This window comes from Paenibacillus sp. LHD-117, assembly GCF_030929555.1.
Lineage (GTDB): Bacteria > Bacillota > Bacilli > Paenibacillales > Paenibacillaceae > Pristimantibacillus.
Genome location: NZ_JAVFVT010000007.1, coordinates 19,906 through 35,855, shown reverse-complemented (window position 1 = coordinate 35,855; position 15,950 = coordinate 19,906). Strand labels below are relative to the sequence as shown.

The 15,950-nt window shown below is 58.9% G+C and carries 11 protein-coding genes; all 11 read left to right on the top strand.

The genetic code is table 11. The annotated features are described in order from the left end of the window. Positions 1 to 101 precede the first annotated feature (101 nt). Positions 102 to 986 carry an NAD(P)-dependent oxidoreductase gene (locus RB620_RS06850; protein WP_308092975.1) on the top strand — a complete coding sequence of 295 codons (885 nt, stop codon included), beginning with the start codon at positions 102 to 104 and terminating at the stop codon, positions 984 to 986. 86 nt (positions 987 to 1,072) lie between these two features. Continuing rightward, positions 1,073 to 1,420, top strand: coding sequence for a DUF3889 domain-containing protein (locus tag RB620_RS06845; protein WP_308092973.1), 348 nt, complete (start codon positions 1,073 to 1,075; stop codon positions 1,418 to 1,420). 224 nt (positions 1,421 to 1,644) lie between these two features. Further along, positions 1,645 to 4,044, top strand: a complete 2,400-nt coding sequence (locus tag RB620_RS06840; RefSeq protein WP_308092971.1) for a DUF7408 domain-containing protein — start codon at positions 1,645 to 1,647, stop codon at positions 4,042 to 4,044. Positions 4,045 to 4,124: 80 nt separating this feature from the next. Further along, complete coding sequence (locus RB620_RS06835) at positions 4,125 to 5,057, top strand: ABC transporter ATP-binding protein (protein WP_308093227.1); 933 nt, start codon at positions 4,125 to 4,127, stop codon at positions 5,055 to 5,057. Further along, positions 5,050 to 5,982 carry an ABC transporter permease gene (locus tag RB620_RS06830; RefSeq protein ID WP_308092970.1) on the top strand — a complete coding sequence of 311 codons (933 nt, stop codon included), beginning with the start codon at positions 5,050 to 5,052 and terminating at the stop codon, positions 5,980 to 5,982. The genes RB620_RS06835 and RB620_RS06830 overlap by 8 nt, the downstream gene beginning before the upstream one ends. A gap of 30 nt (positions 5,983 to 6,012) precedes the next feature. Further along, positions 6,013 to 7,788 carry a hypothetical protein gene (locus RB620_RS06825; protein ID WP_308092968.1) on the top strand — a complete coding sequence of 592 codons (1,776 nt, stop codon included), beginning with the start codon at positions 6,013 to 6,015 and terminating at the stop codon, positions 7,786 to 7,788. 25 nt (positions 7,789 to 7,813) lie between these two features. Further along, entirely contained in the window at positions 7,814 to 8,803 is a 990-nt protein-coding gene (locus RB620_RS06820) for an AAA family ATPase (protein ID WP_308092967.1), read from the top strand. Then, positions 8,800 to 9,783 (top strand): DUF58 domain-containing protein, encoded by a 984-nt coding sequence (locus RB620_RS06815; RefSeq protein ID WP_308092966.1) that lies wholly within the window; start codon positions 8,800 to 8,802, stop codon positions 9,781 to 9,783. The genes RB620_RS06820 and RB620_RS06815 overlap by 4 nt, the downstream gene beginning before the upstream one ends. Before the next feature lie 38 nt (positions 9,784 to 9,821). Next, positions 9,822 to 11,810 (top strand): vWA domain-containing protein, encoded by a 1,989-nt coding sequence (locus RB620_RS06810; protein ID WP_308092964.1) that lies wholly within the window; start codon positions 9,822 to 9,824, stop codon positions 11,808 to 11,810. Further along, on the top strand, positions 11,794 to 14,883 hold the full coding sequence (locus RB620_RS06805) for a VWA domain-containing protein (RefSeq protein WP_308092963.1): 3,090 nt from the start codon (positions 11,794 to 11,796) through the stop codon (positions 14,881 to 14,883). The genes RB620_RS06810 and RB620_RS06805 overlap by 17 nt, the downstream gene beginning before the upstream one ends. A 151-nt stretch (positions 14,884 to 15,034) precedes the next feature. Next, positions 15,035 to 15,346, top strand: coding sequence for a rhodanese-like domain-containing protein (locus RB620_RS06800; protein WP_308092961.1), 312 nt, complete (start codon positions 15,035 to 15,037; stop codon positions 15,344 to 15,346). The last annotated feature ends 604 nt before the right edge of the window (positions 15,347 to 15,950 follow it).

Here is a 15,950-nt window from a genome sequence, read left to right as displayed (position 1 = left end):
TTTGCTGCCAGGGTCTCGTTAACGGCTCAAGGACATGGCTTTGGCCCGGGTTTTTGCCTATAATCAAAACAATGAATCGAACGAGAGGGAGCGTGAACGGCTTGACACAGCAAGCAAAACCGACGATAGGATTTATCGGCACCGGCGTAATGGGCTCGAGCATGGCCCGCCATTTGAAAAACGCAGGGTACGAAGTCCATATTTACACGCGCACGAGGTCGAAGGCGCAAAGCTTGATCGATGAAGGGCTAGTCTGGCACGACACGCCTGCGGAGCTCGCGCGCGAGTGCGCAGTCATCCTGACGATCGTCGGATATCCGAAGGATGTCGAGGAGATTTATCTAGGCGAAGGCGGCCTCGTGGCAACGGCGAAATCAGGCACTTATTTGATCGATATGACGACTTCGAGCCCGGAGCTAGCGCGCCGAATTCATGCGGCGGCGACGGAGAGAGGACAATATGCCTTGGACGCCCCCGTTTCGGGAGGAGACGTAGGCGCCCGCAATGCTGCTTTATCGATCATGGTTGGCGGGGAGAAGGATGCATTCGACGAAATGCTTCCGATCTTCGGCTGCATGGGCAAAGGCATCGTATGGCAAGGAGGCCCCGGAGCCGGCCAGCATACAAAGATGGCGAATCAGATCGCGATCGCGTCCAACATGATCGGCGTCTGCGAAGCGCTTATCTATGCGAAGAACGCCGGTCTGGACCCGGAAGCCGTCCTGAAGAGCATCGGCTCCGGCGCCGCAGGCAGCTGGTCGCTGTCTAACCTCGCGCCGCGCATGATCGCGGGCGATTTCGAGCCCGGCTTTTACGTGAAACATTTTATTAAAGATATGGGAATCGCGCTTCAAGCCGCGGAGGAAATGAACCTAAAGCTGCCGGGCTTGACGCTGGCCAAGGAGCTGTACGAGAAGGTGGCGGCTGCCGGACTCGCGGACAAAGGGACGCATGCGCTTTATCTGGCATGGGCGGACGGCGAATAAGAGGGCTGGCGCGGAATAAATCGACAGCTTGCTGGGCATGCTAACCATCGTCCGTAAGCTTCGGGCAGAATGCGAGGTGGTTCGGTGTGCTAGGGAACGTGGTGGTGAAAGCCATCATCCTCCTGATGAGTTTGACCCATGGCGAGGCCGCCGCCGCCGCAGCGAACGATATTGCCATCGTGCAGACCGCAGTCCCCGGTTACGCGAAGTGGGGAAGGCTTGCGATGGAGGAGACGGCCAAGGCTTATAGTGGAGCCTCAATCATTGACTATAAATACGAAGGCAGAAGCGAGCGCGGGCAAGGCATGGCGGAAGAGAAATTCAGGCTATGGCTTAGGGAAAGCGACAGGGAGTTCGGCGTACGCGTGACGATTACGGTGGAGATTGCGACGGATACGTCGCGCGGCGTGAGGTTCGAGGAGCTGACCCATTAAGTTGAGCCAATGTGGATATGGAAATGACAGGAATTGACGAAACAGCGGAAACCTCCTAAGGATAGGATCTGAACGATCGCGATCCGAGGACGGGATTCGCTGTTTTTTGGCGTTATTTACATGAAAGATTGGAAGAAAAAGCAACTTTTCGGCCGCATTTGCCGTTACAATAGAAGGATGAATCATAGAATCGTCTTGGATGGATGCGGAAAAGGGGTAGAAGCGTGAAAGAAGAACGTACATATCGGCAGTACAAATTCGTAAAAGTCGTCATCGCATTAATAGGAATTATGATGGCTTGGCCGGCTCTCGCGGCGCAAGCAGAGCCGGAGAAAGCCGTCATCGACCTGCAATCGGCGGTTGGTTTCCAGGGCAATCACAAGGAAGGGCGCTGGTATCCGGCCAGAGTGACCCTGACGAACGAATCGGACGAGGCCCTTAAAGGGGAATTGGTCTTATCCTACATCAACGGGGATAACGGCACGACGGATGCGGTTGTCCCGCTGGAGCTCCCGCCGGGTTCGCCTGTGCAGGTTACGCTTGGCATTCCGGGCGTCGTCCTGAACAAGGACACGAATCGGGTCGCATTCTATGAAGGTACCTACCAATCTCGCAATAGCGAATCGGTGAAGGTCAGCGGCAGAGGATACTTGGATTCACGGAGTTCGTTAAGCTATATGATCGGAGTCGTCTCCCGAGATCCGGATACGTTTAACTTCATGCCGACCTTGAATCAGAAAGGGTATGACATCGCGGTGTATCCGATGCAGCCGGACGATCTTCCGGAAGAAAGCCATTTGCTGGATTCCCTCGACGTTATCGTCATTAACGATACGGCAACGGGCGATTGGAGCGAGGGTCGGATTCGCGCGATCAAGGAATGGGTGACAAGAGGAGGCACGCTTGTTCTGTCTGGCGGGGCGGGATACGCCAAAACGTCGGAAGCGTTCGCGGAGCTGTCCCCGATCGAGGCAACGGGTACGGCGCAGGTAGAGAGCTCGGCAGCGCTGGCGGCAGCGGGCGGCGAGGCGCTTTCTTTGCCGCTTGGCTTGACCGTCTCGACGGGCAAGCCCGTTCGCGGTACGGCGACGATCGTCGAAGGAGACGTGCCTCTCGCCGTGACGGCGGAGCATGGCTTCGGGCATGTCGTTTATGCCGCCTTCGATCCTTCGCTTGAGCCGCTTTCCTCTTGGGCGGGAAGCGCGATGCTGTGGGCGAAGCTGCTGAGCCCGTCCATGGCGCCGCTTCAGCAAATCAACGGCGGCAACGTATTCGGCGGTTACATGAACGAATATTGGCAGATGAAAAACGTCATCGACCAGTTCCCGTCTATCAAACAACCGGAGCTATTTCTTCTGATCGCGATGCTCGGCCTTTATATTTTGGTCATCGCGCCGCTGCTGTATATCGTACTGGCAAAGGTCGATCGCAGGGAGTGGGCGTGGTGGTTAATCCCCGTATTGTCCGTTGCGATGGGCGTAACGGTGTTCCTGATCGGATCGGGAGACAAACGCAACATCACGACCCATACGGTCGAAATCATCGAGCTGTCGAACGACGGGCATGCGGTCGTGTCCGGCGGAACCGGCATCTTCACGCCCGCCGGCGGAACGATCTCGGCCAAATTCGACGAGCGCCTTCCGCTCCGGATGTACGGCGACAGCGGAATGATGGGCGGACTGAACGCAAACGGGCAATACCAGCTGCAGTCCGGCGGCTCGGATGAAACTTTGACGGTGTGGCGTTCGGTTCCCTATTGGTCCACACGCAAGCTATGGATGGACCGCAGAGCGGCAGATGCGGCCGAGATCGGCGCGCTCGGCATCGCCTACAATCAAGAGAACGGCACGACCCGGATAACCGTCACGAACGATACGCCGGACGATCTGACCGACGTTTATCTCCTCATGAACGGCGCCGCGCTCAAGATAGGCGATTTGAAGCAAGGAGAGAGCGGTTCGGTAGCGAAGCCCGCTTCGGCCGTTTCCACTCAAACGTATTACAACTATGGGGGAACGGTCTTCCCGTATCCGGCAAACGGCATGCGCGCCGACGAAGACCGAAGAGAACGGGAGCTGCTAGACTTGTATTTCAACAAGTACAACGGAACGATGTTTCCTTTGAAACCTTTAATCGTCGGATTCAGCACGGATCAGGAAAGCAAGTATCTTGTGAACGGCGGCAAAGTCAAATCCGACAATTTGAAAATGTGGCTGAAAGAGCTTGATCCCCTGGAGCATACCGGCAGCCGGATGACCGTGCCGGCAGGCTCGATCTCTCCGATCGTCCTGACCAATACGCTCCAAAAGTACGAGCTTTATGGTGATGGGAACATTCATGTAGGCGCAGGCGAGCTGGAGCTCGAATACATCGTGCCGAACAGCTATGGCGTCGCTTATGACAAGCTGGAAGTCCATTTCCCGAACGGGGGCAAAAATGCGAGCATGACCTGGAGCATTTGGAATGAGAAGAAGGGACAATGGACGGAACTGACCGATCCGCTCGAACCTCCGCCCAGCTACCTGACGGCGGCCCAGTCGATTCGAATCAAGATGACAAGCGCGGTCGAAGGCAATATTACGTTGCCGCAAGTGGCGTTGGAAGGAGAGGTGCTGCAGCCATGAACGAAGAAACGGTGACGTTTGTATTCGAACAAGACAATGAGCCCTCCCCCGGCGGCTCGCTTGCTGAGGGGCAGACGCCGATGATTGAAATTCGCGGACTCGCCAAGTCGTTCGGCAGTTTCCATGCGCTGAAGGGAATCGACTTGACAATCCAAAGAGGTACGGTATTCGGCTTCGTAGGGCCGAACGGCGCCGGCAAATCGACGACGATGTCGATTCTCGCTACGCTGCTCGCGCCAAGCGCGGGCGTCGCAAAGGTGGACGGCTTCGACGTGACGAAACATCCGCACGAAGTGCGCAAGCGGATCGGCTACATGCCGGATTTCTTCGGCGTATACGACCAGTTCAAGGCCGTCGAATATTTGCATTTTTACGGCGCGAGCTATGGCATTCCGAAGGCGGAACGCGAGGCGCTCATCCCTCAGCTGCTGGAGCTCGTGAACCTGACCGACAAGCGGGACGCTTACGTAGACAGCTTGTCGCGAGGCATGAAACAGCGATTATGTCTTGCGAGATGCCTCGTGCATGATCCGGATCTGCTGATCCTGGACGAACCGGCCTCCGGTCTCGATCCGCGCGCGCGAATCGAGATGCGCGAAATTTTGAAAGAGCTGAAGTCGATGGGCAAGACGATCATCATTTCATCGCATATCCTGCCTGAGCTTGCAGAGATGGTCGACGAGATCGGGGTCATTGAACACGGCCAGATGGTAGCCGTAGGCAACGTAGCGGATATTCAAAACCGGCTGCGGGTCAAGCGGTTTCTCCATATTCGGCTGCTCGACCGCCTGGAAGAGGCGGAAGCGTATTTGGGCGACCAGCCGTTCGTGAACCGTCTCTTGCGCGACGATCGGGGCATTCAAGTGCATTACGGCGGCGACGACGCGGAGCAGGCAAAGCTTCTTGAAGGTATGATGGCAGCAGGATTCCGAGTCGTCTCCTTCAGCGAAGCGCAGACGAACTTGGAAGATGTGTTCCTCGAAATTACGAAAGGAGGCCCTGCCGATGAATGAGCAAGCTGCGGCTAGAACCGGTAAGGCCGCTTGGCGCAATCGCCTGATTAACCCGGTGCTCGATAAGGAATTCCGACTGCGGATGCGGACTCCCAGGTCGATGTGGACGTTGTTTTTCTACTTGTTCGCGCTTGGCCTGATGTCGCTCAGCGCCATTTATTTGACGCAAGGCATGTCGGGCAGGGGCGCGGCGTTTAATCCCGAGCAAAGCAAAATATTGTTTTATTTCCTCAGCATGGCGCAGCTAGGCTTGATCGCGTTTATGGCGCCGGGGCTGACGGCGGGAGTCATTAGCGGCGAGAGGGAGAAACAAACGCTGAATTTGCTGCTGACGACGCAACAAAGCTCGGCTACGATTATTTTGAGCAAGCTGGTTTCGTCGCTCAGTTTCATGATTCTGATCGTATTCAGCACCGTTCCCGTCTACAGCATGATGTTCCTGTTCGGCGGAGTGTCTCCGAAGCAGCTTGTGCTGGTGTTCGCGTTCTACCTGTTCATCATGTTCGTGCTCGGATCGTTCGGCGTGTTGTTCTCGACGCTGCTCAAGCGGACGATGATCTCGGTTATCGTGACCTACGGCGTGACGTTGTTTATATTCGCGGGCACCGCGATTCTGTTTTTCGTCATGCAGGGCATTGTCGAACAGGCCCGCATGAACGGGACGATCGCCGTAACGAGCGGCTTCACGTGGGTCGGCCATATTATCGCGCTTAATCCGGTAGGCGCGCTGTACAGCATTTTGGATCCCCAAATTTCCGACCAAGCGTTTTCCTTGAATTACTTTAGCGGCGGCGGTCAGTCGAAAGGCGCGCCGATGGCGCTTTGGCAGGAATTTATGATCGTCTACGGCGTTATCGCGATTTTCGCGAACTGGCTGTCGATTCGGAAGCTGCGTCCGCGCCTCGGCGTTCGGAACCGACGTTAACAAAGGATTGCGAGGGAGGGGGCGATACGGATGAATAAGGAGCCTTTGCTGGTGTATTTGGGGAAAGTCCGAATCCGTTTGTCCGTATTCGGGCTTTTACGAACTACGTTGTTCGGATTGTTAGGCGGAAGCTTTGCGGGCGCGCTTATCCTGGCGGCGAGCCGGTTATGGCCGCTGCTCCATTCCCGATTGTTGTTCGTTGCGTTCGTGATCGTCGGTCTCGCCGCGGGCATCGGCATCGGCTTATGGAGAAGGGCGAGTATGAAGGACGCGGCAAGGCAAATGGACCGCGGCGAGCCTCAGGATGCGATCATGACGGCGCTGGACGGCCTCCTTCGCGAAACCACGGCTGACGAAGGGGCTGCGAGGCCGGTCATCGTGCGTCTGCAGCGACAGGAAGCCGTGGAAGCCGCAATACGGTATACGTCGGATTTGAGCCGCTCCTTGCCATGGCCGTCATGGCATCGGTGGCGTTCGCTTGTGTATGGTACTACCGCAGTTTGGGTTCTGATCGTTGTCCTGCTGCTTGTGCCTAACCCGCTTGATGAACGCGCGGCGGCGCTTGCGGAGTCGAAGGAGGCAATTGAGCAGCTCGAGCAGGAGCGGGACGCTCTGGAAGAGAAGCTGGAGGCGATGAAGCTCCCGGAAGCGGAGAAGCAAGAGCTGCTGACGCCGCTGGACGAGCTGCGCGAAGCGCTGGAAGCGCCGAGCGTCGATTCGGCGAAAGCGCTGAACGAGCTCGAAGCCGCGATGAAGCAGCTTGAGCTCGCCGCGGAGGAAGCGCAAGCGGCTGCGGAACGGCTCGAGGCGGCGGCGGATGCGATGACGGAGCAGCCGGAGCTGAAGCCGCTCGGCGAAGCGGTGCAAGCCCGCGACGCCGAAGCGCTCGAAGGCTCCATCGACGAGCTCCGCTCGCGCCTTCGGGAGTTGACGCCAGCGGAGCGCGAAGCGCTGGCGCAAGCGCTTGAGCGGCTGGCGGAGCAGCAGCCGCAGGATGGAGCCGCCGGCGAGCTATCGGCGGCGTTGGAGCAGGCGGCGCAGCAGGCGCGCGCCGCCGGTGACCCGGCGGCCGAGTCCGGCGCCGCCGAAGTCGGCAGCGACGGCGATGGCCTCGCCGCGCTGGAGGAAGCGCTCGCCCGCGGGCTGACGCAGGGCGAGCTGGAGGCGCTGGCCCGGTCGGCGGCGGGCCAGCTCGGAGCGAGCGGCCGGCAGCTGGCGGAGCAGCTGGCCGCGCAAGGCGGAGCGGTGCCGCCGGCGTGGGCGGCCGGCGGCGGCAGCGAAGCCGGCCAAGGCAGCGGCAGCGGAGCCGGCCAGGGCAGCGGCAGCGAAGCCGGCCAGGGCAGCGGCGGCGAAGCCGGCCAGGGCAGCGGCGGCGAAGCTGGCCAGGGCGGCGGCGGCGAAGCTGGCCAGGGCGGCGGCGGCGGAGCCGGCCAAGGCAGCGGCAGCGGAGCCGGCCAAGGCAGCGGCAGCGGAGCCGGCCAGGGCAGCGGCAGCGGAGCCGGCCAGGGCAGCGGGAGCGGTGCCGGCGGATCGGGTGCGGGAACCGGCGCTGGCGGTCGCCATTTGGTGACGACACCGAGGAGCATGCAGGGGACCGGTCCGGTCGAGAACGACGGCGGTCCGTCGACCGGCGGCAAGACGCAAACCGGCGGACAATCGCCGATGATCGACGGAACGACTCGGCCGTACGAGGAAGTATACAGCGAATACGCGGCGGAGGCGAAGAAGTCGTTAGGCCGGTCGCAGCTGCCTGCCAGCATGCAGGAGAAGGTAAAACAATATTTTGACCAGATACAGCCGGATTAACGTTGGAAGAGAGGAGAACCGAACCATGATCGAGTCGAAAGAACAGCTAGAGGCGGCGGCAAGCCGCATCGCGGCATTGAGAGAAGAAGTAGGGCGGGTCATCGTGGGGCAAAAAACGGTCGTCGACCAGCTTTTATGGTGCTTGATCGCGGGCGGACACGCGCTGCTGGAGGGCATTCCGGGCCTCGGCAAAACGATGCTGGTCCGAACCGTGGCGGATGCGGTCGCGCTCCGCTTTTCCCGTATTCAATTCACGCCGGACCTGATGCCGTCGGATATAACGGGCACCTCCCTGATCGACTTCGGCGCTCAAGGAGCTGCCGCCCAGCGATTCCAAGCGGGGCCGATCTTCGGCAACCTCGTTCTCGCGGATGAAATTAACCGCGCGACGCCCAAGACGCAGAGTGCCTTGCTCGAAGCGATGCAGGAAGGGACGGTGACTGCGGGCGGCGAGACACATCCGTTGCCGCGTCCCTTTTTCGTCCTTGCGACGCAGAACCCGATCGAGCAGGAAGGCACGTACCCGCTTCCCGAAGCGCAATTGGACCGTTTCCTGCTTAAGATCGGCGTCGATTATCCGACGAGAGATGAGCTGAAAGAAATCGTGAAGCGCACGACAACGCTTGCGCAGCCGCGTGCCCAATACGTCATCGACGGCAAAGAATTGCTGGAGCTCCAGTCGGCGGCCAAGGAGCTGCTTATCGCCGAGGACGTGCTCGACGTTGCCGTCAAACTTGTCATGATGACGCATCCCGCCGAGCCGGACGCTCCGGACGAGATCAAGCGGTACGTTAGATTCGGCGCCGGCCCGCGCGCGCTTCAGGCGCTGGTGTCGGTAGCCAAGGTCAGGGCGCTGTCCAGCAGAAGGCTGCACGTCTCCTGGCAGGATATCCGAGAAGTCGCATTGCCCGTGCTAAGACATCGGATCGTGCTCAGCTACGAAGCGCAGGCGCTCGGCATGGACTCGGACGTCATGACGCATTCGATTCTCAGGAGTATCGAGGCTAGCCGATGACAACCTTCCAAAAGCCGGGATACGGCAGCGGGAATGGCGACGCGTCCTTTACGTTTTTATTTCCCGACCCCGGTCTACTCGCGAAGTTGGAGCGGATGAGCGTGGCGGGCGGAAGCCGCATCACGGGGACGCTGGCCGGCAAACGCCGATCGACATCGCTTGGCGGCTCGCAGGAGTTCGCGGACTACCGGCCGTATGCGCCGGGCGATGACGTCAGACGAATCGACTGGAACGTATACGGCCGTACGGGGAAACCTTTCCTCCGCCAATTTTGGGACGAGCAGGAACTTCATGTGCATCTTTATATCGATGCTTCCGAATCGATGTCCGGCTTCGGCGGCGAACGGTTCAATAAGCTGACCTACGCGCTAAGGCTGGCCGCTTCGGTCGGTTACGCGGCGCTTTGCGGCGGCGATCGGTTATCGGTAAAACGGTTTACCGCGGATTGGATGGATGACGGGCTCCGAATGGCGACCGGACGGGCATCGGCCTTGCAGCTTTTTCGATATCTGGCCAAAGATCGCGTCGCTTCGGGCGCAGCGGAATCAACAAGCATTAGCGGCAATGATTTCTCCGATCTATCGAAACCGTTCCGCGGGTCCGGGAGTTTGCCGAGACGCGCGGGCGCCAGCTGGCTCATCACGGATGCGTGGTACGAGAGAGGTATCGAGGAGACGCTGCTCGCGCTGAAGTCCGCGGGCCAGCATGTCGTGCTCGTCCAAGTGTTGTCGCCGGAGGAACTGGATCCGAAGCTGGACGGCGAGCTTCGCCTCATTGACGCGGAGCTTGGCACGAGCAAGGAAGTCGCATTATCTGCGGGCAGCCTCCGGAATTACCGGGATGCGCTAAGGGCGTATCAGGAGGAATTGAGGCGGATCTGCGCGAACAAAGGTATCCCTTTTGTATCCGTCGATACGTCACAGCCGCTTTCGGATACGATAGCCAGACTCGCGACCATCCCGAATACGTTAAAGTTATAACCCGCATCCACGATCGTCTTGAGGGAAGGAGGGATTAGATGCAGTTCCTGTCGGCGGCATCCGTTTGGTTCGCGGCTGCCCTGCCCGTTATTTTGCTAATGTACATTTTGAAAAAAAAATACAAAGATACGGCCGTACCCAGCCATCTGCTCTGGAACCGGCTGCTGCGGGAGCAGGAAGCGAACAGGCCATGGCAGAAGCTGCGAGGAAGATGGCTGCTTTTCCTGCAGCTACTCGCCGCCCTCCTCTTGGTGATTGCGCTGATGGACCCCGTCAGGACGGGGGGCGCCGGTCCGGAAGGACATGCCGTGCTGCTCATCGATCGATCCGGCAGCATGAGCACGGAGGCTTCTGCTCAAGGACAACCGGCGACAACCCGTCTGCGGCAATCGATCGACCGCGCGGTCGAATGGCTTGAGGGGCAGCAGGGCAGCCGACCGGTGTCGATCGTCGTTACAGGCGCCGAACCGGAAGTTCTGGTTACACGGGAACGTGATCGTCGGGCGTTGCGAGAGAAGCTGAACGAGATCGTCCCGTTCTACGGAAGATCCGATAACGCGGCTGCATTGTCATTCGCGGATTCCCTCCATGGCGGCGAGAAGGATGGCGAGACGCTGATCTTCACCGACGGCGAATGGGCGGATTCGGATGAAGCGGCATCCTTGAAGCTTTCTGTTCCGGCCACACAACGGAGCGCGAATCCGGACGTCGCGGATAGCGTCCCATTCGAGAACGGTTCCATTCTCAGCTTCGGCCTGCGCGAGGAGCCTCGTTCGCCCGGCCATCAGTTCGCAACCGTGACGGTGCGCAACGACAGCGAACGGGCGCGAACGTACAAGATTGATTTGTACGCGTTCAAGCCGAACGGCGAGCAATCGCATCGCGCGGACATGACCGTCAAGGTGGAGGCGGGCGCATGGCAAAGCGTGGATTCGAAGCTGCTGCCTCCGGCCGATTATTACAAAGCCGTTTTGCATGGCGAGGCGGATCGAATCGCCGTGGACAACGCGGCGTTTCAATTTCCGGAAGGTGCCAGAACGGGCAGAGCGCTGCTCGTCACGGACGGCAATCTGTTTCTGGAGAAAGCGCTGGCGCTGGCCGGCGTACAGACCGTGAAGGTCAGTTCGGAGCAGCCCGTGCCGGAAGGCGAGCTCGCCCGCGAGCTGGATTGGATCGTCCTTGACGGCGCATTCGACCGGCTGAAGGCTGAGCCCGGCTGGTCGGAATGGCTGCAGACCAAGCCGCTTTGGGTCATCGACCATCCCGAAGAGGGGGATCCGGGTTCACGAATTCCGAAGAGCACGGAGGTTGTCAGGGAGGAACATGCCGTAGCATCTTACATCACCTTGGAGGATACGCATATCGGTCGGCTTTACGTACCGGACGCGGACGAAATCGCATGGGGAGAGCCGATTCTGAGCTACGGCTCCATTCCCGCCATCTATGCGGGAACTTCTCAAGGCCGGCCGCAGCTGCGGTTTACGTTTAATCTTCAAGATACAGATCTTCCGCTGCGGCCGGAATTTCCAATCTTGATCGTTCAAGCGGCGGAGTGGATGAACGGCAGCGCGTTGCCGCATCTCGGATCGGCCGTCGCGAGCTCGCGGACGCCGGTCGCGCTTCAAGCGGACACCGAACGGGCGGAGTGGATCGCAGTCGATTCGTCGGATCTGCCCGCTCGCGAACGCGAGATCATGGAAGCTTCCCGCCTGCTTGATCTGCAAGAAGATTCGGCGGAAGCGCCCGCGATCCCGGGCCTTTACAAGCTCGAAGAGCGTAACGGGGCGGGAGATTTGACCGCGTCGCGCTTGTTGGCCGTTACGCCGGACATGGCGGAATTGGAAGCCCGAAAAGGCGACCAGGAACGTCTTAGGCTAGGCGGAGGCCAAGAAACGGAGCAGCTTGGCGAAGGCGGCCAATCGGACGCCGGTATCATCGAACATTCGATGATCGCGTGGGCGGCGGCGCTTCTGCTCGCGCTCTTGGCGGCGGAATGGGAGGTGTACCGGCGTGGGCATATCGGTTGAGCATGCTTTTGCGCTATTGCTTCTGCTGCCTTGGGCAGCTTTCACGTTTTGGATGATCCGCACCGCCGCTAGATTGACCGGCGCCCGGAGAACGGCAGCAATCGCGATTCGATCCGTCATTCTGTTGATCGTCGTTCTCATTCTGGCGCAAATTCAGCCGTATCGAACGATCGAGCAGCGCAATGTCGTCTTTTTGGCCGACCGATCGGCCAGCATGAAGGACGATGAACGAGTCGGACAATGGATCGCGGAAGCTTGGAGAACCAAGGCAGAGGATGATTCCGGCGGCATCGTATCGTTCGGACAGCATGCCGTCGTCGATCGCGGCTTGTCGAAAGCGCTTTTGCCTGAGGGGGAAACGTTCCGTTTCCGTACCGGATTAAAGGATGGATATACCGATTTGGCCAAAGGGCTGCAGCTTGGAGCGGCGATGCTGCGCGATCATGGGGGCGGTCGAATCGTTTTGCTCTCCGACGGCTCGCAAAATAGCGGAGACGCCCTTCGCGCGGCCCGCATGCTGAAGGATAGCGGTATCCGCGTCGATGTCGTGAATTTGGCTTTGGAGCTGGCGCGCGATGCCGCACTTGACGAGTTGAAGGTGCCTGCCGCGCTTAAGCAAGGCGAGACCTTCAGCTTCGAGATCGCGATCCAGAGCACCTTTGCGGGCGCAGCCGAGCTTCGAATCTACCAGAACGATCAGCAGCTCAGTGCGAGCGATGTACGGCTTGAGCACGGCGAGAACCGTTTTGTTCTGCAAAGCACGGCGCTCGAGCCCGGTTTTCACCGGTTCCGTGCCGAGGTGTACGCGGGAGAAGACGGCAGGCCGGCGAACAATAGCGCTTACGCGTTCAGCCGCGTCAGCGGACCGCCTAACGTGTTGATCGTGGAGGGCGTACCCGGTTCTTCGGCCAACCTCGAATCCGCGCTCGCGTCCTCCGTGATCGGATTCGACACGATCGGTCCCGAACAGCTCTCGATGGAGCTTGCGGAATACGCGGCTTACGACAGCATTATTTTGAATAACGTACCCGCCACCCGAATTGCTGAGAAACCAATGGAATGGCTTGGCAAATCGGTATCCGATTATGGCGTCGGCCTCATGATGATGGGCGGCGAGGAGGCGTTCGGGCTTGGCGGCTACTTCCAAACGCCGGTCGAGGACGCGCTACCGGTCTACATGGACTTGAAAGGAAGGAAAAAGCTGCCGTCGCTCGGGCTCGTGCTCGTTATCGACCGGTCCGGAAGCATGATGGACGGCAAGCTTGAATTGGCGAAGGAAGCGGCGATGCGCACCGTAGAGCTGATGAGGGAGGAAGACACCGTCGGCGTCGTCGCGTTCGATTCGTTGCCATGGTGGGTCGTGGAGCCGACGAAGCTGTCGGATCGGGAAGCAGTCCTGGAGAAGATCCAAGGCATCCAGGCCGAAGGCGGCACGGAAATCTATTCGGCGCTGGACGAAGGTTACCGCGGTCTGCTGGAGATTGAAGCCGAACGCAAACATATGATTTTGCTAACGGACGGCCAATCTTCCACTTCAAACAATTATGCCGTCATTACGGATGCCATGAACGAACGCATGATGACCTTATCGACGGTCGCCGTCGGAGAAGGCTCGGATCAAGCGCTTCTCAAGCGACTCGCGGACAACGCGAAAGGCAGGTATTATTTCACGAAGGATCAGAGCACGCTTCCCGCGATCTTCAGCCGCGAGACCGTCCTGATGTCGAGAACCTACGTCGTGGACGGCGAGTTCGTGCCAGCGATCGGAGATGCAGGAGACTGGTCGTCGTTATGGAAAGACGGAGTACCTCCGCTTCAAGCGTATATCGCGACTACCCAAAAGGAATTGGCGGAAGTCGCGCTTTGGTCGCCGGAGGGAGATCCGATTCTGGCCAGGTGGAATTACGGCTCCGGTCGTACGGTCGCCTGGACGAGCGACGCAAACGGCAAGTGGTCTTCCGATTGGGTGAAATGGCCATCGTTCCCGAAAGTATTTACCGAATGGGTGAAGTGGACGTTTCCCGGATTCGACGGTTCGCCTTATCGCGTGGAGGCTTCCATGGCAGGCGGTGAAGGCATGCTGACGGTCGAGACGGACGGGGAGTCCGTCGCTGGCGGCAAGCATGGGCTAGGGGCGAAGCTCGAGCAGCAGAGCGCGGAGTATGGATCCGAGCCGATTCGGCTTATGCCCGTCGCGCCAGGCAGATACGAAGCGGCGATCGGGGAGCTTGAGCCCGGCGCATACCTAGCGCGCATCGGCGAGCTGGCGGATGCGGAAGGAACGGGGCTTACAGGCGGCCAGGCGGCGGGATTCGTCATCCCTTATTCGCCGGAATATCGTATCGGGGGCGGCGAAGGGGCGCAGACGCTTGCGAAAATCGCGGCCATTACCGGCGGGCGGGAGCTAAGGCCGGAGGATGCGCTGCTCAGCTTCCGCGGCGAGAAAACCATACTGCGCGAACCCTATGATTGGACGCGGGAGATGCTCATTCTCGCCTTGCTGTTATGGCTGCTCGACATTGCCGTGCGCCGATTGTCCATTCCTTGGCGCGCGCTATCGGATAGGATTTTGGGTCGCATCAGATCAAACCGCTTGAGTGGCGCAGTCGGTTCTCCCGCACCGGAAACGGCTTCCGTCCTTGCTCAGTTGAAGAAAAGAGCGAATGCCAGCAAACGGTTTTACGGAGGAGACGACGCAGGAAGAGCGCATAACGTTCCGCCGAATGCAAAGTCCGAAGCGCAGGATGCAGGGGGCTATTCCGGCCGGCACACAGCGGCTTCGTCTCCGATCGCCGGAGAATCCACTCGATCAACGATGGTTCCGAACGGAGTGCCGAGTAAACCCGGTCCAATCCCGCCTTCATCGCATGGCGCAGCCGACGCGGCCGGTCCCTCAACAGTGGTCTCGCGAGGTTCGGGCGGTAACGTCAAACCGAAATCCGCCAAACCTCCCGTCTCGCCGCAAGTCGATTCCTCGAAAGCTTCGCCGCCCAGCGCGCCTGGTTCAGTAGGCGGCGAAGGGACGATGAATCGCCTCCTTGCGGCCAAAAACCGCTCGAACAAAAGGGGTTAACCGGATTTGGAAAACGGATACGGGCATTCGAAGGACATGTCGGCCGTAGGCCTCGAAGTACTTCGATAGTAGTTTTTTAATTGGACATCAATCGCTTGGAGCGTTACAATGCATTCGAACGGTTATTACTTAAGCGAAAGGTGATGGGCAGATGTACCGCGAAATAACGGCCGGAGAGCTGCATGAACGGCTCAGCCAAGGCGTAACTTTAAATTTGATCGACGTACGCGAACCGGATGAATGGGAAGAAGGACATATTAAAGAAGCGCGCAGCATTCCTCTATCCCAATTCCAATCGCGCGCGCATGAAGTGCATGACGTGGAAGGTGAAGTCGTCTTCATCTGCCGCAGCGGCGGGAGAAGCGGGAGGGTTTGCGAATTCCTTACGCTGCAAGGGTTCGACGTCGTTAACGTAGCGGGCGGCATGCTGGCTTGGCCGGGCGAGGTCATCGAAGGCGAATAAACCTGGCTGGCCCTGACTGGCTCTGACTAGTAAAGAACTAAACTAAAGGTGAAATCGCGGCAATCATGCCGCAAAAACCGATCATGACTGCCCCGCGAACTGTTTTTTCGTTCGTTCGGGGCAGTTTTTTTGCAACTGGCCATTGACCATTCGCGTGCCGACTGCCATCAAATTGCGGCTGTTTGATTCGTTTGATTCGATGGCACGCCCATCAATCGTCGGGCCTTCTCGAATGAAATAGATATGTCTCGCGAACCTAAATCCGTCGAATGGGTTCTCCGGAGAGAATAGGAACGCCTCGCGAACCCAAATCCGCCGAGTGGGCGCTCCACGCCTCGCGAACCAAATATGCCCACGGTTAGTTAAAGGACAGTCGTGATAGGAGAGGCAGAATTTCGAAGTAATGAAGCTTTTCCCTCATAGTAGAATGGCTCTGTGGCATGACTCGAAAGTTGTAATTCGTACAGCAATTAATGTATGGTTTCTCCGTGATTAACTGATTCCTGCATTTGATGCATGATTTCGGATGGCGTCATGATTCATGGTCGGAAAAGTACGGGGAATTGCTGTAGTGAATACAGGATTTTAGGAATATTAAGCCTTT